Raw genomic sequence first — 18482 nt, 5'->3', positions numbered from 1 at the left:
TTCGGCCTTTCCATGCACGAAGGGCACGGAAAGCTCCGCGCCCTTCGCCGTTCAACGCTGGTTGGTTCAGGACATTCGGGACTACTTCCCGTTGCCGTTCACGGTGTTGGGTGTGTACGTCCCCGGCGAGCTGTCGAGGGAGAAGCCGGTTCCGCTGTTACCGGTCACGGTGTTGCCCGTGACCACCGAACCGCTGCAGGAGGAAAGGGAGACTCCCCAGCCCGTGTTGTTGACAACGGTGTTGCCCGTGACGGTGACATTGGTCGCGTGCTGGTAGATCTTGATCCCGCCATCCAGGTTGTTGTGGATGTTGTTATTCCGGATGATGTTGTTGTCGCAGTCCGAGAACGCAATGCCGCCGTCGTGGTAGCCCGCGCCGCCGTTCCCGTAGAACTCGCAGTTCTCGAGAATGGTTCCGGTTGTGAAGGTGTAGGTGTAGTCCGCATCGCTGGCCCCCTGCTGGAATCCGCCGCCGACGTTGCCGAAGAACGTGCAGCCGGTGACGTGGACGTCGTAGCAGGCCTGCCCGGCATTGGGTTCGATGTCGATGCCGCACTGCGGGTTGGTCCCGTGGGTGTTGGAGAACGTGGAGTTCTGAACCAGCATTCCCTTGACGCTGGTGATTGACATCCCCTGGCGCCGGTTGTTGTCGCAGACCACGCTGGACACGGTGATGTTGGAGCAGTCATCGGACACGTAGATGCCATCCGACCAGGAGTCTCGGCATGTCACGCCGGACACGGTGATGTTGCTGGCCGTGTTGATGGAGATGCACATGAACCCTTCGGAGGCGGGGCCGGTGTGCGTGGCGCGGTCGCCCTGCACGGTGCCGGAACCGGAAATGGTGACGTTGGAGACCCCGCGCACCCTGACCACATCGCCCTGAGTGCCAGAGTTGGTGATGCATTTCAGGACAGCGCCGGCATCAAGGAACAGGGTCATGTTGCTCTTGAGGATGATGCCGGCATCGTTGTCCCGGGAGGCATTGATCATGTAGGTGCCGGCGGGCACGAGCACTGTTCCGCCGGAAGCAATGGCGCGGATCGTGTTCTGGATGGCCAGTGTGTCATCGGTCAGTCCGTCGCCCTTCGCGCCATAGGTCTTGACGCTCGTGCCGGCGGGCGTGGAGGCTGAAGCCGTTACCGTGATGCTGGCAGTTCCGGCCTTGGTGCCGTCCTGCGCGCTCATGGCCGTCACCACGTCCGCGCCGCCCGTGGACGGAGCGGTGTAGAGGCCCGTGCTGGTGATGCTGCCGCGCTGGGAGGACCAGGTGACCGCGGAGTTGTAGGTCCCGGTGCCTGCGACCGCGGCGGTGAATTGCTTCTGGACACCCACGTTCAAGGTCAGGGAGGCGGGGCTCACGGAAACGGCGCTGATGGTTGAAACGCTCGCCACGGTGACGCTGGCGGCGGCTGTCTTGGTCGGATCCTGCACGCTGGTGGCGGTCACCACGTCCGTGCCGCTGGCCGCTGGGGCGGTGTAGAGGCCCGTGCTGGAAATGGTGCCCAGCTTGGCCGACCACGTGAGGGTGGCGTCGTAGTTCCCCGTCCCCGTGACGGTCGCAGTGAACTGCTTCTGCGTGCCCGTGTCCAGAGTCCAGCTGGTCGGGCCGACGGTTATCGAGGAGACCTTGGAGCGGTGGATGCCCACCTGGCCACGGGCTGACTTGCTGGGCTCCGCGATGCTGGTGGCGGCCACCACATGGTTGCCCTCTGTGGCGGGAGCCACGTACGTGACCGTGTTGCCGCTGCCGGTGATGGTGCCGACATCGCCATTGCCGTTCTGGATGCCGTCCACGGTCCAACTGACTGCGGTGGTGGCTGATCCCAGGACCTGGGCGGTGACCGGCAACGTCTCGCCAACATTGATGTCTGCCGGGGCCCCCTGGAGGGTCACGGTCACCGGGCTGGCGGGCGGCGGAGGCGGCGCCTCAACCGGCTTGCTTCCCCCAGAGGAGCCCGTGCTGCTTCCTCCGCAGGCGCTCAAAACCATCATTCCAGCCAGGGTCATTCCTTGAATGGCGTGGAGCCGGGTACCTTTCCTCGCTGCGTCCATGAAAACCTCCGCGGAGGTCAAGGCAACGGAGGTGCCGCGGAGGTCGGTGAAGCGTCACAAAATAAATTGTTTATTTCGTTTATTTAAAAACAAACAATACTAATGCGTCTTTTGACCGGGTTGGCTGATTCTGAAATGCAGATCTGAATTCTGGAATCTGGAGAACCCTGCTACCTAGGTCATGCCTTTTTTTGGGAAGCTGAGGAGCCATGAGCGGAGAAACAGTTCGTCTGGGGGCGCCGCGCTCACGCAAGGCTTGTTCGGAGTTCACGCCCAGGTTTCGGATCTGCCGAAGCAGCTGCCCGAACATGTTCTTCCTCTGATATCGCATTGAAAAAAAAGTCCGACGCAACCCCGGCCGCCCGTAGAAAGCAGGAAGGCCCACCTGACCCGGGCCATGGAGGCACCATGAGCGAATTCGTCTTTCTCTTCCGCGCCGATGAGGCAGCCCAGAACCAGTCCAGGCGCTCGCCCGAGCAGGCCCAGGCCACCCTGCAGAAGTGGATGACTTGGATCAAGGAGCTGGGGGCCCAGGGACACCTGCGGAACCCCGGCCAGCCCCTGGACCGAAAGGGGGCTGTGGTGAGGGGATCTGAACGCAGCATCACCGATGGCCCCTATCCCGAAAAGGATGTGGTGGGCGGCTACCTGGTGGTGGAGGCCGAGGACATCGCCGGGGCGGCGGCCCTGGCCAAGGGCTGCCCCATCCTGGAGCATGGCGGCGCCGTGGAGGTGCGGCCGGTCCTCCAGCTGAACCTCTGAGGCCGGCCATGCTGCTCGTGTTCGGAGGCACCGGCAAGGTCGGCCGGGCCCTCCTTCCCCTGCTGGTGGCTTCCGGCCGACCCGTGCGGGCCACGGTGCGCAGCGCCGAAGCCGCCGAAATCGTCTCCCGCCAAGGCGCGATCCCCGTCCTGGGGGACCTGGATCGGCCCGCCACCCTGCGGGAGGCGCTCTCTGGCATCTCCCGCCTCTTCCTGCTCACACCTCCGCGTGAAGACGAGGCAGAACGGAAAGCCGAGGTGATCGATCTGGCCCGCAAGGCTGGCGTGGCGCAGGTGGTGCTGCTTTCCGGCGCCGGAGCCGAGGGGGAGTCGCCCATCTCGCAAGCCCGCGCCCACGCCGCGGCCGAGGCCCACCTCCGGACGTCGGGTCTGGGCCATGCGATCCTCCGGCCCGCCTACTTCATGGACAACCTGGCCGCCCAGGCCGGAGTCATCCGCAGCCTGGGCGCCCTCTTCGGCAACGCAGGCCAGGGGCGGATCGCCATGGTGGACGCCCGGGACATCGCGGCGGTGGCCATGGCCTGCCTCCTGGAGGAGGGCCATGCGGGCGCCACCTACCACCTGACGGGGCCGGAGGCGCTCAGCTTCGAGAACGTGGCGGCCAGCCTCGGCACCCTTCTGGGCCGAACCATCGGCTATCAGGACCTGCCCGGCGATGCGCTGTCCAGCGCCCTCGCGCAGCAGGGCTATCCCGCCTGGCTGGCGCGGGACCTCGCCCTGCTGGGCGAGGACTTCGCCCGGGGTCGCCACGCCCCGGTCAGCGAGGACGTGGGGCGGATCCTGGGGCGAAGCCCCATTCCCCTGCGGCAGTACCTGAGGGACCATGCGGAGGTCTTCCGGTGACCGCCCATGCCTGATGCCGCCGACCCCAGCGAACACCTGTTCCGCCACGAGGCGGGGCGCATGGTGGCGTCCCTGGTGCGGCTCTTCGGTCCCCACAACCTGGCCCTGGCGGAAGATGTGGTGCAGGAGGCCTTCTGCCGGGCCCTGGAGACCTGGAAGCTCCAGGGCCTGCCGCCCAACCCCGCGGGCTGGCTCATGACCACGGCCAAGCGGAAGGCCCTGGACGCCCTCCGCCGCGAGCGCACCGCCCGCACCTTCGCGCCGGAGCTGGCGCGGATGCTCGCCTCCGAGTGGACCCTGGCGCCCGCCGTGGACGCCCTGCTGGAGCCCCAGGCCATCCAGGACGACGACCTGCGAATGATGTTCACCTGCTGCCACCCGCGCCTGGCGGAGCAGGTCCAAGTCGCCCTCGTGCTCCACCTCCTCTGTGGCTTCAGCGTGGCGGAACTGGCCCAGGCTTTCCTCACCACTCCGGCCGCCATGGAGAAGCGGCTGGGCCGGGCCAAGAAGGTGTTGGCCGCGTCAAAGCGGCTCTTCGACCTGGGGCGTCCCGCCCAGCTGGCCGCCCGGCTGCCTGCCGTGCACCGGGCCCTCTACCTGCTCTTCAACGAGGGGTTCCACGGAGCGAACCCCGAGCACGCGGTCCGGGAGGAGCTCTGCCAGGAAGCCATCCGCCTCACCCGGCGCCTGCTGGACCATCCCTTCTCGGCCACCCCAGCCACCCACGCGCTGCTGGCCCTTCAGTTGCTGAACAGTGCCCGCCAGCCCGGCCGCCTCGGTGGGGACGGTCGGCTGCAGGCGCTGGACCAGCAGGACCGGGGACGCTGGCATGCGGCACAGGTGGAGGAGGGTCTGACGCATCTCGGGCTTTCGGCCCAGGGGGCGGAGCTCAGCGTCTACCACCTGGAGGGGGCCATCGCAGCCCAGCACGCCTCGGCCCCGGGGCCCGAGGCCACGGATTGGGCGGCCATCGTGGCGCTCTACGACCTCCTGCTGAGTCTGCGCCCCTCGCCCGTGGTGGGTCTGCAGCGGGCCATCGCCCTTGCGCAGCGTGATGGCGCCGAGGCGGGCCTGGAGGCGCTTCATCGGCTGGAAGGGCGGGAGCGGCTGGCCAGGTACCCGTTCTATGCCGCCGCCCTGGGGGAGCTGGAGCGGCGGCGGGGGCGCTTGGACGTGGCCCGGGAGCACCTGAGCCGGGCCCTGAGCCTGACCCGCAACCCTGCGGAACAGGCCTCCCTGGGGGCCCGGCTGGAGGCCTGCGCCGCGATCTGAGGGCGGAGGCTCAGATGGAGAAGTACCTCGCCTGCGGGTGCCAGGCCACCAGGGCGCTGGTGCTGTACTCGGGATCCATCTGGTGGCTCTCGCTGAGGGTCACGCCGATCTCGGCACCGCGCAGCAGGTCCAGGATGGGACCGTTGCCTTCCAGATCAGGGCAGGCGGGGTAGCCGTAGGAGTAGCGGGAGCCCTGGTAGCCCTGGGCGAAGAGGGCGCGGCCCGGCAGGTCCTTGGCGGCGATGCCCAGCTCGGCGCGGATGCGGGCGTGGAGGCGCTCCGCGTAGGCTTCGGTGAGTTCGGTGGCCAAGCCGTGGAAGGCGAAGTAGTCCGCGTAGCCGTCTTCCTTGTAGAGCTTGGCCGCGTGATCCGCCGCCGCCTGGCCCAGGGTGACCAGCTGCACGGCGAGCACATCGGTGGCGTCGGCTCGGAAGAAGTCGCTGATGCAGAGGCGACGTCCGGCGGCCTGCCGCGGGAAGCGGAGCCGCGTGAGGGTGCGGGATGGATCGGCCGGATCGAACACGCACAGATCGTCGCCCTCGGCGCGCACGGGGAAGTAGCCATAGCGGGCGCGGGGCTGGAAGAGGCGGTCCTTGGCCAGGCGATCCCGCCAGTAGGCCAGCTGGGGCTCGGCCTTGTCCTTCAGCACGGCGGCGAAGGCCTCGTCGCTCTGGGCGCCCTGGCTGAAGCCCCAGCGGTTGCGGATGAGGGCGAAGTCGTCCAGGTGCTCGAAGAGGTCCACGGGGGAATCCGCTAACTCGCGGATTCCCCAGAAGGGGGGATGGGGTGTGTGTGCGTCATGCCTCACCCAGCTGCTCTGGCCAGCTTCGGTCAGGGGCACGGAGGCGCTGCCTCGGCGGATGACCGTGATGGCATCGCCTGACTGGGTGGGCGACACCGGTGCGGGCACGGCGGTGTCACCCGCGGCCAACGCCTGCATGTGGCGCAGGCCCTCGAAGGCATCCTCGGCGTAGTAGACGGAGCCCCGGTAGCTGCGGCGGCAGTCCCCTTCCACGTAGTCGCGGGTGAGGGCGGCGCCGCCGAGGATGACCGGCACCTTGAGATCCAGCGACTCCATGAAGTGGAGGTTCTCCTTCATGATCACGGTGGATTTCACCAGCAGGCCCGAAAGGCCGATGGCATCGGCGGGCCAGGTTTCGTACTCCTTCAGGATGGCCTCGATGGGCTGCTTGATGCCCAGGTTCTTCACCTCGAAACCATTGTTGCTGAGGATGATGTCCACCAGGTTCTTGCCGATGTCATGCACATCGCCTTTCACCGTGGCCAGCAGGATGCGGCCCTTCTGGTAGTTGGATTCGCGGGGCAGGTGCGGCTCGATGCGCTTGATGGCGGCCTTCATGGCCTCCGCGCTCTCCAGCACGAAGGGGAGCTGCATCTCGCCGGCGCCGAACCGTTCACCCACCACCTTCATGGCGGCCAGCAGGGTTTCGTTGATGAGCTTCAGGGGATCGTGGTCCTTGAGGGCCTCGTCCACGTCGGCCAGGATGGCCTGCTTCTCGCCGTCCAGGATGCCGCGGTGCAGGCGCTCCAGCACGGGCAGGTCGGCGCGGTGGTCGTCCACCACGGCGGCCTTGCGGTCACTGAAGCGGGCCATGAGCGCCTTCAGGGGATCGTAGCCCTCGGCGCGGCGGTCGAAGATCAGGTCTTCCACGATCTTCCGGTCGTCGGGATCGATCTTGGCCACGGGGATGACCTTCGAGGCGTTGAAGATGGCCATGTCCAGGCCGTGCTTCACGCCGTGATAGAGCATCAGCGCGTTGAGGATGTGGCGGGTGGCGGGGTTCAGACCGAAGCTCACATTGCTCACGCCGAGGATGGTCATGACGCCGGGCAACTCGGCCTTGATGAGCTTCAGGGCCTCCAGCGTTTCGATGGCGGAGCCCCGGAACTCTTCATCGCCGCTGCCCAGGGTGAAGGTCAGCGGGTCGATGATGAGATCGCCGGGATCGAGGCCGTACTCGCCCACGACGAGGGCGTAGAGGCGCTTGGCCACTTCCAGTTTCTGTTCGCGGCTCTTGGCCATGCCGCGCTCGTCGATGGTGAGGGCCACCACGGCGGCGCCGTAGGTCTTGCACAGATCGAGAATGGCCCTGGCCTTGGTTTCGCCATCCTCAAAGTTGATGGAGTTGATGACGCACTTGCCGGGTGAGCGCTGCAGGGCCTTCTCGATGACGGGAAATTCCGTACTGTCGATCATGAGCGGCAGGGTGATCTGGGAAATGAGACGGCTCAGCAGCTCGTCGGCGTCGCGCACCTCGTCGCGGCCCACGTAGGCCACGCAGAGGTCCAGCAGGTGCGCGCCTTCACGCTGCTGCTCTTTGGCCAAGGTGATCATGCCATTCCAGTCCTCGGCGGCCAGCAGATCGCGGAATTTTTTCGAGCCGTTCGCATTGGTCCGCTCGCCCACGATGAGGGGCGCGGGTTCCTGCTTGAGGGCCACGCTCTGGTAGAGGCTGGCGGCGCTCCGCTCCAGCTTCGGGGTGCGCTTCGGCGCATTGAGCTTTTCCACGCCCGGCGCCAGGGCGCGGATGTGGTCCGGCGTGGTGCCGCAGCAGCCGCCCAGGATGGCGATGCCGAACTCCTTGGCTGCGTGCAGCACCTTGGGAGCGAAGCCTTCGGGATCGAGAGGGTAGACCACCTGGCCGCCGCGGTTCTCTGGCAGGCCGGCGTTGGGCAGGCAGCTGATGCGGAAGGGGCTGGCCTCACAGAGCGTCTGCAGGTGCTGGTGCATCTCGTCGGGGCCCGTGGCGCAGTTGAGGCCCAGCACATCGATGCCCAGGGGCTCCAGGCTGGTGAGCACCGCGGAGATGTCGGAGCCCACCAGCAGGGTGCCCGTGGTTTCCACCGTGGCCTGCACCCAGAGGGGGATGCGGCGTTTCTTTGCGGCCATGGCCTCCTTGGCGGCGCGCACGGCCACCTTGATCTGGCCCAGGTCCTGGCAGGTCTCGATGAGGATGGCGTCGGCGCCGCCGTCCAGCAGGCCGTCCATCTGCACACGGTACGAAGCCAGCAGCTCGGCGTAGCTCACGTGGCCCAGGGTGATGAGCTTGGTGCCGGGGCCCACGGAGCCCACCACGAAGCGGGGGCGGTCGAAGCTGCGGGCGACTTCCTTGGCGAGGCTCGCGGCCTGCACGTTCAGTGCGTAGGCCTTGTCGGCGAGGCCGAATTCGCTGAGCACCAGGGGATTCGCGCCGAAGGTGTTGGTCTCCACCGCGTCGGCTCCGGCGCGGAAGTAGCTCTCGTGGATCTCGCGGATCCACTGGGGGCGCCGCTCCACCAGCAGGTCCACGCAGCCTTCCAGGGCGGCGCTGCCGTAGTCGTCGGCGGTGGGCTTGCGGGCGAAGATCTGCGTGCCCATGCCGCCATCCAGCAGCAGTACTTTGTCGCGGAGCAGGGTCTCAATGCTGGTCATGGAAAAACCTCTCGTTCGCCACAGATGAACACGGATGGACACAGATGAAAGGCACTGCACTCGTGTCGGTGGGGGTGTCTGCCTGATCGCTATTCGATCCGTGTTCATCCGTGTTCATCTGTGTTCATCCGTGGCTAAAGGCCCAGGTAGTCGATGGCGATGTCGCCGTGGACGGCCACCTGGCAGGCCAGGCGCTGGTCAGCGGGGGCGTCCAGGCCTTTCAGGAAATCGCGTTCCTCGGGGCCCGCCTCGCTGCAGTGGGAAAGCCCCTCGCTGACCCGCACACGGCAGGTTCCGCAGGAACCGGTGCGGCAGCCGAAAGTGATGTCGGCCCCCGCCGCGTCGGCGATGGCCTGCAGGGAGGTGCCCGCAGGGGCCTCCACCAGCATGTCCTCAAGGAGGAAATGGACCTTCACCATGGGGCCTCCAGTTTGGGCAGCAGGGGCGCCACCAGCTCGACCTGGCCGAAGGGCGCGGAAAGCTGCAGCCCGCGGACGCGGGGCCGGATGAGCTCGATGACTTCGCGGGCGATGTCGAGACCTTCTTTCAGCTGATCCTCGCCGCTGGGCCACTTGGCCATGCGGGCCAGCACCGACTTGGGCACGTAGGCGCCGGGCACCTCGTTGGCCATGAACTCGGCATTGCGCAGGCTCTTGAGGGGCCAGATGCCGGCGATGATGGGCAGGCCGCCCTTGCTGTCCAGGGACTCCGTGAAGTCGAGGAAGCGGAAGAGGGTCTCTGCATCGAAGACGGGCTGGGTGATGGCCCACTGGGCGCCAGCCTCCACCTTGTAGCGGAAGCGGGCCTTCTCGCGCTCCATGTCGGCGGCCACGGGATTGGCGCCGACGCCGACGCTGAACGAGGTGGGCTTGCCGATGCTGGCGCCGCCCAGATCCAGGCCCGTGTTCAGGCGCTTGAGCATGTTCACCAGGCCGATGGCATCCACATCGAAGACAGCCGTGGCCTGAGGGTACGGCCCCAGCTTCGGTGGATCGCCTGTAACCGCCAGGAGATTGCGCAAACCCAGGCCCGCAGCGCCCAGCAGATCGCTCTGCATGCCCAGCAGGTTCCGGTCGCGGCATGCGTAATGAAGGATCGTCTCCAGCCCCACCTGCTGCTCGATGATGAGGGCCGTGGCCAGCGCACTCATGCGCGCCATGGCGCGGGGGCCATCCGGCACGTTGATGGCATCCACACCCAGGGCGCGGCACTGGCGCGTTTTGGCCAGCAGCTTGTCGTACTCCATGCCCTTGGGGGGCACCAGCTCCACGGTGTGGATGAACTCGTTCTGGGCCAGCTTGAGGCTGAAGCGGCTGCGGAAGGGGAAGGGCACCTCGGGCTGCGGCTGTTCGTGGGGTTTGATCTCGAAGCCGCCACCGCCCTGCACGAAGGCGCGCTCCTGGCGGAAGGCGCTGCGCATGGCGCGGATGTGCGCCGCCGTGGTGCCGCTGCAGCCGCCGACGGCCCGGGCGCCCGCAGCGAGAGCGCGTCCCGCGAAGCCGCCGAGATACTCAGGGCTGGCGCCGTAGATGAGGCGGCCGTCGACCATGTGAGGCAGGCCCGGGTTGGGCATGAGGGCGATGGGTTTGGCGGTGACGGCCTTGAGACGTTCCAGCAGGCGCAGGTGCGGCGCGGGGCCGTTGCCGCCGATGAGGCCGACCATGTCGGCGCCCCAGCCGTCAAGCTGCTTGATGAACCAGTCGGGTTCGGCACCGAAGAGAGCCTGGCCATCCTCGTTGGTGGTCATGAGTGCAGCGATGGGAAGATCGCTGAGTTCCTGCACGGCGAGGATGGCCTGATGGATCTCGTTGAGATCCTCGAAGCCCTCCAGCACCAGAAGGTCCGCGCCCGCTTCGATGAGGGGCAGGGCCTGTTCGCGGAAGGTGGCGCGGGCCTCGTCGTACGAGGTGGGCCCCCAGGGTTCGATGCGCACACCCAGCGGGCCGATGCAGCCCGCCACCCAGGCCTGGGAGTTCTGCTGCGCGATGGCGCGCTTGGCCAGCTCCACGCCGGCGCGGTTGATGGCGTCGAGATCGCCCTCCAGGCCCCGGGCGGCCAGCTTCAGGCGGCCCGCGCCCCAGGTGTTGGTGGTGAGCACCGTGGCGCCCGCGGCGAGGAATTCGCCATGGATGGCCAGCAGCAGATCCGGCGACTTGAGGTTGCACTCCTCGAAGCTGCGCTGCAGGGTGATGCCGCGGTCGTGCAGGGCCGTGGCCGTGCTTCCGTCGAAGAGGAAACACTCGCCAGCTTCAAGGGCCTGCCTGAAAGTGGGATGGGTCATGGATGCGCCTATGCAGGGCAGTCCGTTGATCGGCATCCAGGTTGGCTAAGGTCAGTCTGTAACATTCGGTATCTTCCCCCCGGACATGCCGGGGGCAGGAATTGGCACCTTGCGTAAGCAGGTTGCCAAGGTTTCACAGGGCCTTTCCCTCCACCTTTCTGGATAACGCTCTTGGACTGCCAAAGATCAAGCCACAAGGATGAATGAAGCAGGCGGTCGCCGTCAAGGCGCCGCTGGCAAAATCAAGGCTTGGCTGTGGCTCGCCGCGGCCGCTGCCGCCAGGGAGCAGGGGCTACCAGGCCAGCAGTCGGATCACCTCGGCGCGCACTGAAGTGGCGCTGGGCAGGTAGGCAGCTTCCAGCGGCGGGCTGGCGGGCGTGGGGATGTCCGCCGCGCCCAGGCGCAGCACGGGGGCATCCAGCCAGGGGAAGCAGGTTTCGCCGATGCGGGCGGCCAGCTCGGCACCGGGGCCGTAGGTGCGCGAGGCCTCCGTGAGCACCACCACGCGGTGGGTGCGCCGGGCCAGATCCTCGATGGCCGCGTCGTCCAGGGGCCAGAGGGTGCGCAGGTCCAGCACGGCCACGTCGAGATCGGCCACAGCCTCCAGGGCCACGTGCTGCGCAGCGCCGTAAGTGACGATGCAAGCGGCGGCGCCATCCTTGCGCAGGGCGGCTTCGCCCAGGCGGGCGGTGGGCGCTTCCTCCCACTGATCCTTCAGGCGCCGGTAGAGGTGCTTGTGCTCGAAGAAGAGCACGGGATCTGGGTCGTCGATGGCGGCGCGCAACAGGGCGTAGGCATCGCGCACGGTGCCCGGCGCCACCACCTTCAGGCCGGGGCTGCCCAGGAAATGCCCCTCGGGGTTCTGGCTGTGGAAGGGGCCGCCGCCGTTGCCTGCGCCCGAGGGGCCGCGGAACACCACCGGCACGCTGGCACCCCAACGCCAATGGGCCTTGGCGGCGAAGTTCACCATGAGATCCGAGCCCAGCAGCGCAAAATCCATGAACTGGAATTCCGCCACGGGCCGCTGGCCCATGAGGGCCGCGCCAATGGCGGCGCCTGCGATGGCCTGCTCCGAGATGGGCGTGTCCAGGACGCGGTCCCGGCCAAAGCGCTCCAGCAGCCCTTCCGTGGCGCGGAAGGCGCCGCCGTAGACACCAATATCTTCGCCGAGGCAGCACACCCTCCCATCGGCCTCCATGGCGTCGAAGAGGGCTTGGCGGATGGCCTCGACGTAGGTGCCAGAGAAGGCGCTCACGCGGATCGCCCTTTCAGGCGCAAGACACACCACGGAGGCACGGAACCCACGGCGGTGTTACGGAGGCGCCGTGCATGGGCCAGCGGGGCCGGGGTCCCCAGTGCCCTCTGTGTCTTCGTGGTAAAGCCCTTCATTTCTCCTCCAGCAGGTCGCGTTCCGCCAGCCACTCGTCGTTGAAGACGCTGCTGAGGTAGCGGCCTGTGCCATCGGGGAATACGGTGACGATGCGGGCGGGCCGCTCGCGCGGTGGGAGGGTCTTGGCCACCTGCAGCACCGCCCAGAGGGCCGCGCCGCTGGAACCGCCGCCGAGGATGCCCTCTTCCCGCACCAGGCGCCGCGCCTGCTGGAAGGCCTCCCGGTCCGTCACCTGGTGCATGGCGTCGATCACGCTGAAGTCCATGGTGTGGATGAGGAATTCGTCGCCCAGCCCTTCCAGCTTGTAGGGCGCGGCTTTCGGATTCGGTTCGCCGCGGAAGTGGGGCGAGAAGACCGAACCCATGGGGTCCACGGCCACCACCTTGATGTTCGGATCCTTCTCTTTCAGGTAGCGTCCCACGCCGCCAATGGTGCCGCCGGTGCCCGCGCCCGCCACGAAGTAGTCGATGCGGCCCTCCATCTGCTCCCAGATTTCCGGGCCGGTGCCGTGGTAGTGGGCGGCGTTGTTCTCCCGGTTCTCGTGCTGGTCGGGGAAGTAGCAGTTCGGCGTTTCCCGGGCCAGGCGCGGCGTGATGTTGTTGTAGCTGTCCGGGTGCTCGGGCGGCAGGCTGGTGTCCACCTTGTGCACCAGCACGCCGAGGGCCAGCAGCTGGTTCAGCTTTTCCTGCGAAATGGTGTCACGCACCACCACCTTGAGCTTGTAGCCCTTCTGGATGGCCATGAGGGCCAGGCCCATGGCGGTGTTGCCCGAGGAATTTTCGATGATCATGTCGCCGGGTTTCAGGCGGCCGTCGCGTTCGGCGGCCTCGATCATGTACTTGGAGATGCGGTCCTTGCTGCTGCCCATGGGGTTCATGAACTCGAGTTTGGCGAAGACCTCCACCGGCAGGTTCTCGACGACGCGACGCAGCCGGACCAGGGGCGTGTTGCCGATGGCCTCCAGGACGCTGCCGCAGGGCTTCCGGTAATGCATGTCTTCCTCCAAGAACCCAGTATGACCGGCGGTGCGCCGGGAGGCTGGGCCGATGGAAGCGGCCTTTGGACTGGTGATTCGTTGAATTTGGATTAAGATTCTATGAATCCATGTTTTCACTTATTTTTCTAAGAGATCTACCCGCCGCAGAAGAGGTCTCCCGTGCGCATCAGGAATGTCCATACGCCGATTTGGGGACTGGTGGCTGCTGTGGTGCTTGGGCTGGGCTGCGGCGGGGAAAGCGTTCCGGCCAAAGGTTCAGCGGCCTCGGTGAGTGTCACTCTGGATGCGAATCCGAAGACCCCGATCACCCAGGGGGGCTCGGTTTCCTTCACGGCCACCGTGAGCGGTTCGGCCAACACCGCCGTGACCTGGACGGTGGACAATGTGGTCGGTGGCAACACCACTGTGGGGACGCTGGTCGGAGCGGGCGTCACCGCGACGTACACCGCACCGGCGACGGCAGGCGCCCACACCATCAAGGCCACGAGCGCGGCGGACCCCAGCAAAAGCGCTTCAGTGGATGTGACCGTCACGGCCTCTCTGGTTCAGGTGTCCTTGAATCCGGTGACGGCCACCCTTGCTTCTGGAGCCACCCAGGCCTTTACCGTCACGGTGAGTGGCACCACCAATGCCGCCGTGACTTGGAGCGTGGATGGTGTCACTGGAGGCAATGCCTCAGCGGGAACCCTTGCGGGCACCGGTGCTACGGTCACCTACACGGCACCGACGGCCCCTGGCGGTCACACCATCAAGGCCACCAGTGCCGCGGATCCTTCCAGAAACGCCACGGCCAGTGTCACGGTGACCGGCACCTCAAGCAGCGTCACTGGGGTGTCTGTGAGCCCCGGGACTTTGAGCCTGACCGCTGGAGCCCAGGGCCAGTTCACGCCCACTGTTTCGGGAACGGGTTCGTACAGCACCGCGGTGACCTGGTCAGCGCTGCGGGGCCGCATCACCAGCGCGGGTGTCTACACGGCGCCCAGCACCAGTGGCAGTGACCTGGTGACCGCCACCAGCGTGCAAGACAACACCAAGACGGGCATCGCGGCGGTGACCGTCACGCCGCCTGATCCGGGAAAACCCACCATCACGGGCGTGACGGTCAGTCCCGCGTCCTGGATCCTTGGTGCCAGCGAACAGAAAACGTTCACGGCCACGGTTACGGGCACCGGGGCCTTTAGTCCGGGCGTCACGTGGTCCGCCCAGCGTGGAAACATCGACACCAAGGGACTCTACACGGCGCCCGGCAGCATCGGCAGCGATGTGGTGACCGCCACCAGCAGCGCCGATGCCACGAAATCCGGGGTTTCGGCCATCTCCGTGCAGACGGGATGTGCTCCTGCGCCCACTTCCGCCCAGGTGGTGAACGTACGGAATGCCCCCTATGGCGCAAAAGGGGATGGATCGACGGATGACACCGCGGCCATCCAGGCGGCGGTGAATGCCATGGCGGGTTCGGGGGGAACGGTGTGACGTGCCCCCGAGATTAGGTCCAATCAGGATGAGCCTACTGGGTTGAAAAGGATCTCGTTGGGATTCGCGGAAGGAGCCGTAGGCGACTGGAGTGAATCCCAACGACGCGCTGCTTCGATGGGAGTTATTCCGCCCAGAGGGCCATGGGGCCTGTAGTGATTGTAATCATGACGCCAGTCTTCCGTGATGATTCGAACTTCTCGCAGGCTGGCGAACCAATGCTCATTGAGGCATTCGTCTCTGAACCGTCCGTTAAAACTCTCGCAGGTCCCGTTTTGCATCGGCTTTCCGGGTTGGATGAGATGGTGCTCGATGCCTTGTTGGTGGCGCCACTGATCGAAGATTCGACTGGTGAACTCGGGACCATTGTCCGTTACAAGGATCTCTGGGCGGCCCCGCTCATCAATGATCCGTTCCAGCACTCGAGCCACCCGAAGGCTGGGAAGACTTGTGTCCACTTCAATGGCCAGGCATTCCCGCGTGAAGGTATCCACAACGTTCAGTGTCCGGATCGAACGGCCATCGGCCAGGGCATCCGAGGTGAAGTCCATGGCCCATTGCTCATTCGGCCGGGTCGGAACTCGCAGTTCTCTCCGCATTCCCCCCTTTAGCCGCTTTCGAATTCGTTTCCGAACCGACAGGCCCTCCTCCTTGTAGAGCCGGTAGATCCGCTTCACATTCACGGGGAAGGCCTCCCGGCGAAGCAGCATATGCAGCCGCCGATAGCCGAACCGCTTCCGTTCCCCAGCCAGCTCTATCAACCGCTTGCGTAGCTCCGTCCAATCCACGCGGGTGCTCGGTCGGCGGTAAGCCGATCTCGTCACCCCGAGCAGGATGCAGGCCCGGCGCTCGCTCACGAACTGGCCTTGCACCAGCTCTCGAACGGCCTGCTTTCGTGCGCCGGACCTCACCATTTTTTTGATAGAAGGTGCTTCATCCCCTCAATCTCCAACTCCCGCTTTCCCAAGAGCCGCAGCAGCTGCGCATTCTCCTGCTCCAGTTGCTTCAGCCGACGAGCGTCAGAGACCTCCATCCCCCCAAACTTCGCCTTCCATCGGTGGAATGTTTGTTTGGAAATCCCCAAATCACGGCATAAATCCGGAACCTTCTCTCCAGCCTCATGCCGTTTCAATGCTCGGATGATCTGTTCCTCTGAAAATTGTTTGGCCTGCAACTTGTCCTCCTTTGGACAGGGGCAGTCTCATTCTCGCTGGACCTATTTCTCGGGGGCACGTCAGGTGCTGATCCCGGATGGCACCTACATGGTCAACGCGGTGGCGCGGGGGAGTTCCGGGATCCTGGTGGGGAGCAACCTCACCTTGCGCCTTGGATCGGGCGCCATCCTCAAGGCCATTCCCAACGCCTCTGCCAATTATGAAATCCTCAGCGTCAGGAACGCCAACCGCGTGACCATCGTGGGGGGAACCCTGCTCGGAGACCGGAGCGCCCACCAGGGTTCAAGCGGCGAGTGGGGAATGGGTCTTGCCATCAATGGTTCCGACCAGGTGGTGGTGGACGGACTCACCATTCAGGACTGCTGGGGGGATGGCTTCTATGTGGGCCTCAAGAGCACCCGCGTGACCTTGTGCAATGTGACCGCAGATCACAACCGTCGCCAGGGGATATCGATCACCAGCGTGGATGGCATGGTGGTGAGGCAATCGACCTTCAAGAACACCACGGGGACCCCTCCGGAGAAGGGCATCAATGTGGAGCCAAACGACGGCGAAACCGCGAACAACGTCACGATCACCGGCTGCACCCTCACGAACAATGCAGGGGGTGCGTTTCAGTGCGGTACCCCCTTCGTGGGATCAGCCTTTGGAACGAACCTCATCTTTGACCAGAACCTGGTGAGCGGAAACGGGCTCAATCCCGCCGATGGCGGGTACAAAATGGCCATTAACATCACGGATTTCGATGGGGTTCAGGTCACCAACAACCAGGTTCTGAACAACACCGGCGAAGCGATTCGCCTGACCGATCACGCCACCCACACGCTGGTGAAGGGCAATACGGTGAAGGGAACCCTGCGGGTGCCGGGATCGGAATACTGGACGGGCATCGGCATCCTCATTTCCGACTGCGGGGGGTCCACCATCACCGGGAACACGGTGACCGGCAACGTCGGTCCTGGCATCTGGCAGATCGTGGCGGATTCGACGGTGACCATCAGCGACAACACGCAGAGCGGGAACGGCAGCAACTAGGACGTTCTCTGTCGAGATGCCAGTTGTCGGCCCCGCTAGACTGGTCGGATGCTCGCCTCGCTCCGCATCCAGAATCTGGCCTTGGTGGAAGACCTGTCCCTGGAGTGGGGGCCGGGCTTCACGGTGCTCACGGGCGAAACAGGCGCGGGCAAATCGCTGCTGGTGGATGCCCTCTCGCTGCTGGTGGGCGCCCGGGGGGATGCGGAACTGGTGCGGCATGGTTCGGACCGGGCCACGGTGGAGGCCGTGGTGGAGGGCCGCTTCGAGGCCTGGCAGGCCTTCCTGGCCGACCGGGGCCTGCCCGAAGAGCAGCCCGTGGTGCTGCGCCGCGAGGTGGGTTCGGGCCGGAGCCGGGCCTGGATCAACGGTGCGAGTTGCTCGCTTGCGGACCTGCGCGATGCGGGTCGGCTCTGGATGCGGCTCACCAGCCAGCACGATCATCAGTCCCTGCTGGGCGAGGACCGGCACCTGGCGCTCATCGATGAGGTGTTGGGCCTGGAGCCTGCCCTGGAAGGTGAAGCCACCGCCGTACGCGAGGCGGAGGCGGCCCTCAAGGCCCGGCGCCGCAGCGAAGCTGAACGCGAGCAGCGCCTGGAGCAACTGGCCGAAGCCCTGGCAGATCTCGACAAGCTGGCTCCCAAACCCGGCGAATGGGCCCAGCTCAAGGAAGATCGCGAACCCCTGCGCCACGCGGTGTATCTGGAGCAGGCCTTCCGGGAAGCGGCAGAAGCCTTGCACGAGGGCGTCCCCCAGGTGGAACTGGCCCACAAGGCCCTCATGCGCGCCGTGGCCCACTGGCCCGACGCCGCCGTCGAGCAGGATCGCCTCCGCTCCGCTGTGCTGGAGCTGGAGGATCTGCTGGCCCTGGCCCAAGATCAGGCCCAGCGCTGGGCGGGGGCCGGGGCTGATCGCATTGAGGCCATGGAGGCGCGCCTGGCCCTCTATGAGCGCCTGGCGCGGCGCCAGCGCTGCGAGCCTGAGGAACTGCCCGGTCGCATGGTTGTTCTGCGCGAGGAACAGCGCTCGCTGCTTTCGGGCGAGGCCTCCCTCAAGGATTTGGAACGGGCGCTGGCGAAGGTGGCGGAAACCTACCGGGCGAAGGCCGAAGCCCTGCACGGACGACGCGCGGATGCCATCCCCAAGCTGGAAGCGGAGGTGCAGAAGCGCTTGGGCCGCCTGGGCATGAAGGGGGCGCGCATCCAGTTGCGTTTGTCCCTGTCCGAGGAATCGGGCAGTCCTGTCCAGCAAAGCGGGCGCTCCGTTCGCGTGACGGCCACGGGTTTCTCGGCCCTGGCCATCTGGATCGAGCCCAACCCGGGTGAGGGGTTCCGGCCCCTGGCCAAGATCGCGTCGGGCGGTGAGCTGAGCCGCCTCATGCTGGCCCTGGTGGGGGCAGGGCTGTCGCTGGGTTCCCCAGCTGCGGACCGGCGCGATGGCCTCACCCTGGTGCTGGACGAGGTGGACTCAGGCCTGGGTGGTGAGACGGCCCTGGCCGTGGGCAAGGCCGTGGCCGAACTGGGCAAGGCCCATCAGGTGCTGGCCGTGACCCACCTGGCCCAAGTGGCGGCCCGGGCGGATCGCCACGGGCGCCTGAGCAAAGAGACCGAAGGGGGGCGCACCCGCAGCGCCCTCAGCTGGGTGGCGGGGGAGTCCCGCACTCGCGAATTGGCGCGGCTGCTGTCGGGCCATCCTGATCGGGCCGAGGCCTTGGAACACGCCAAGGTACTGTTGGAAGGTTGAATCAGA

Annotated in this window: 13 protein-coding genes and 1 riboswitch; of the genes, 6 read left to right on the top strand and 7 right to left on the bottom strand. The window is 66.2% G+C overall.

Features of this window, described 5'->3' with window-relative positions:
* Window positions 1-81 precede the first annotated feature (81 nt).
* A complete protein-coding gene (locus Q9293_RS15855) occupies window positions 82-2055 on the bottom strand; it encodes a right-handed parallel beta-helix repeat-containing protein (RefSeq protein WP_306248204.1) in 1974 nt (657 codons plus the stop codon).
* 408 nt (window positions 2056-2463) lie between these two features.
* On the opposite strand from Q9293_RS15855, the gene Q9293_RS15850 reads away from it, so the two are divergent.
* Genes Q9293_RS15850 through Q9293_RS15840 form a run of 3 tightly spaced genes read left to right on the top strand, consistent with a single transcriptional unit; the run spans window position 2464 to window position 4952 of the window.
* Window positions 2464-2817: a YciI family protein gene (locus tag Q9293_RS15850; protein ID WP_306248203.1), complete on the top strand. Its 354-nt coding sequence runs from the start codon at window positions 2464-2466 to the stop codon at window positions 2815-2817.
* An 8-nt stretch (window positions 2818-2825) separates the two neighbouring features.
* Entirely contained in the window at window positions 2826-3680 is an 855-nt protein-coding gene (locus tag Q9293_RS15845) for an SDR family oxidoreductase (RefSeq protein WP_306248201.1), read from the top strand.
* A 6-nt stretch (window positions 3681-3686) separates the two neighbouring features.
* Window positions 3687-4952, top strand: a complete 1266-nt coding sequence (locus Q9293_RS15840) for an RNA polymerase sigma factor (RefSeq protein WP_306248200.1) — start codon at window positions 3687-3689, stop codon at window positions 4950-4952.
* Between the two features lie 10 nt (window positions 4953-4962).
* On the opposite strand, the gene metH is transcribed toward Q9293_RS15840, so the two are convergent.
* The 5 genes from metH to Q9293_RS15815 all read right to left on the bottom strand — a co-directional run bounded on the left by metH (window position 4963) and on the right by Q9293_RS15815 (window position 13050).
* The gene (gene metH / locus Q9293_RS15835; RefSeq protein WP_306248199.1) at window positions 4963-8385 is read right to left on the bottom strand and encodes a methionine synthase; all 3423 of its coding nucleotides are present in this window, start codon (window positions 8383-8385) and stop codon (window positions 4963-4965) included.
* Window positions 8386-8519: 134 nt separating this feature from the next.
* Entirely contained in the window at window positions 8520-8804 is a 285-nt protein-coding gene (locus Q9293_RS15830) for a 2Fe-2S iron-sulfur cluster-binding protein (protein WP_306248198.1), read from the bottom strand.
* On the bottom strand, window positions 8798-10666 hold the full coding sequence (locus Q9293_RS15825) for a bifunctional homocysteine S-methyltransferase/methylenetetrahydrofolate reductase (RefSeq protein WP_306248197.1): 1869 nt from the start codon (window positions 10664-10666) through the stop codon (window positions 8798-8800). Before Q9293_RS15825 ends, Q9293_RS15830 begins: the two co-directional genes overlap by 7 nt.
* Before the next feature lie 65 nt (window positions 10667-10731).
* Window positions 10732-10835: riboswitch (SAM riboswitch) on the bottom strand.
* Between the two features lie 123 nt (window positions 10836-10958).
* Window positions 10959-11921: an alpha-ketoacid dehydrogenase subunit beta gene (locus Q9293_RS15820; protein WP_306248196.1), complete on the bottom strand. Its 963-nt coding sequence runs from the start codon at window positions 11919-11921 to the stop codon at window positions 10959-10961.
* Window positions 11922-12051: 130 nt separating this feature from the next.
* Window positions 12052-13050: a PLP-dependent cysteine synthase family protein gene (locus tag Q9293_RS15815; protein ID WP_306248195.1), complete on the bottom strand. Its 999-nt coding sequence runs from the start codon at window positions 13048-13050 to the stop codon at window positions 12052-12054.
* 162 nt (window positions 13051-13212) lie between these two features.
* On the opposite strand from Q9293_RS15815, the gene Q9293_RS15810 reads away from it, so the two are divergent.
* Window positions 13213-14526 carry a glycosyl hydrolase family 28-related protein gene (locus Q9293_RS15810; protein ID WP_306248194.1) on the top strand — a complete coding sequence of 438 codons (1314 nt, stop codon included), beginning with the start codon at window positions 13213-13215 and terminating at the stop codon, window positions 14524-14526.
* 23 nt (window positions 14527-14549) lie between these two features.
* Here the strand turns inward: Q9293_RS15810 and Q9293_RS15805 are convergent.
* Window positions 14550-15700, bottom strand: a protein-coding gene (locus tag Q9293_RS15805; RefSeq protein ID WP_306247757.1) for an IS3 family transposase whose coding sequence is annotated in 2 segments (ribosomal slippage) — window positions 14550-15448 and window positions 15448-15700 — 1152 coding nt in all. Because the reading frame shifts where the segments join, the coding sequence is not laid out codon by codon here.
* A 64-nt stretch (window positions 15701-15764) separates the two neighbouring features.
* Between Q9293_RS15805 and Q9293_RS15800 the strand changes: the two genes are divergently transcribed.
* Both Q9293_RS15800 and Q9293_RS15795 read left to right on the top strand, forming a co-directional pair.
* The gene (locus Q9293_RS15800) at window positions 15765-16736 is read left to right on the top strand and encodes a right-handed parallel beta-helix repeat-containing protein (protein ID WP_306248193.1); all 972 of its coding nucleotides are present in this window, start codon (window positions 15765-15767) and stop codon (window positions 16734-16736) included.
* 48 nt (window positions 16737-16784) lie between these two features.
* Window positions 16785-18476 carry a DNA repair protein RecN gene (locus Q9293_RS15795; RefSeq protein WP_306248192.1) on the top strand — a complete coding sequence of 564 codons (1692 nt, stop codon included), beginning with the start codon at window positions 16785-16787 and terminating at the stop codon, window positions 18474-18476.
* Window positions 18477-18482: the final 6 nt, after the last annotated feature.

This window comes from Geothrix sp. PMB-07, assembly GCF_030758935.1.
GTDB lineage: Bacteria > Acidobacteriota > Holophagae > Holophagales > Holophagaceae > Geothrix.
This window is presented reverse-complemented; position numbering and strand designations above follow the sequence as displayed.

Bases quoted from the DNA above. Each gene is read 5' to 3' on its own strand.
- metH (WP_306248199.1), bottom strand. From the start codon at position 8,385: ATGACCAGCATTGAGACCCTGCTCCGCGACAAAGTACTGCTGCTGGAT.
- Q9293_RS15845 (WP_306248201.1), top strand. From the start codon at position 2,826: ATGCTGCTCGTGTTCGGAGGCACCGGCAAGGTCGGCCGGGCCCTCCTT.
- Q9293_RS15830 (WP_306248198.1), bottom strand. From the start codon at position 8,804: ATGGTGAAGGTCCATTTCCTCCTTGAGGACATGCTGGTGGAGGCCCCT.
- Q9293_RS15825 (WP_306248197.1), bottom strand. From the start codon at position 10,666: ATGACCCATCCCACTTTCAGGCAGGCCCTTGAAGCTGGCGAGTGTTTC.
- Q9293_RS15850 (WP_306248203.1), top strand. From the start codon at position 2,464: ATGAGCGAATTCGTCTTTCTCTTCCGCGCCGATGAGGCAGCCCAGAAC.
- Q9293_RS15855 (WP_306248204.1), bottom strand. From the start codon at position 2,055: ATGGACGCAGCGAGGAAAGGTACCCGGCTCCACGCCATTCAAGGAATG.
- Q9293_RS15795 (WP_306248192.1), top strand. From the start codon at position 16,785: ATGCTCGCCTCGCTCCGCATCCAGAATCTGGCCTTGGTGGAAGACCTG.
- Q9293_RS15815 (WP_306248195.1), bottom strand. From the start codon at position 13,050: ATGCATTACCGGAAGCCCTGCGGCAGCGTCCTGGAGGCCATCGGCAAC.
- Q9293_RS15840 (WP_306248200.1), top strand. From the start codon at position 3,687: ATGCCTGATGCCGCCGACCCCAGCGAACACCTGTTCCGCCACGAGGCG.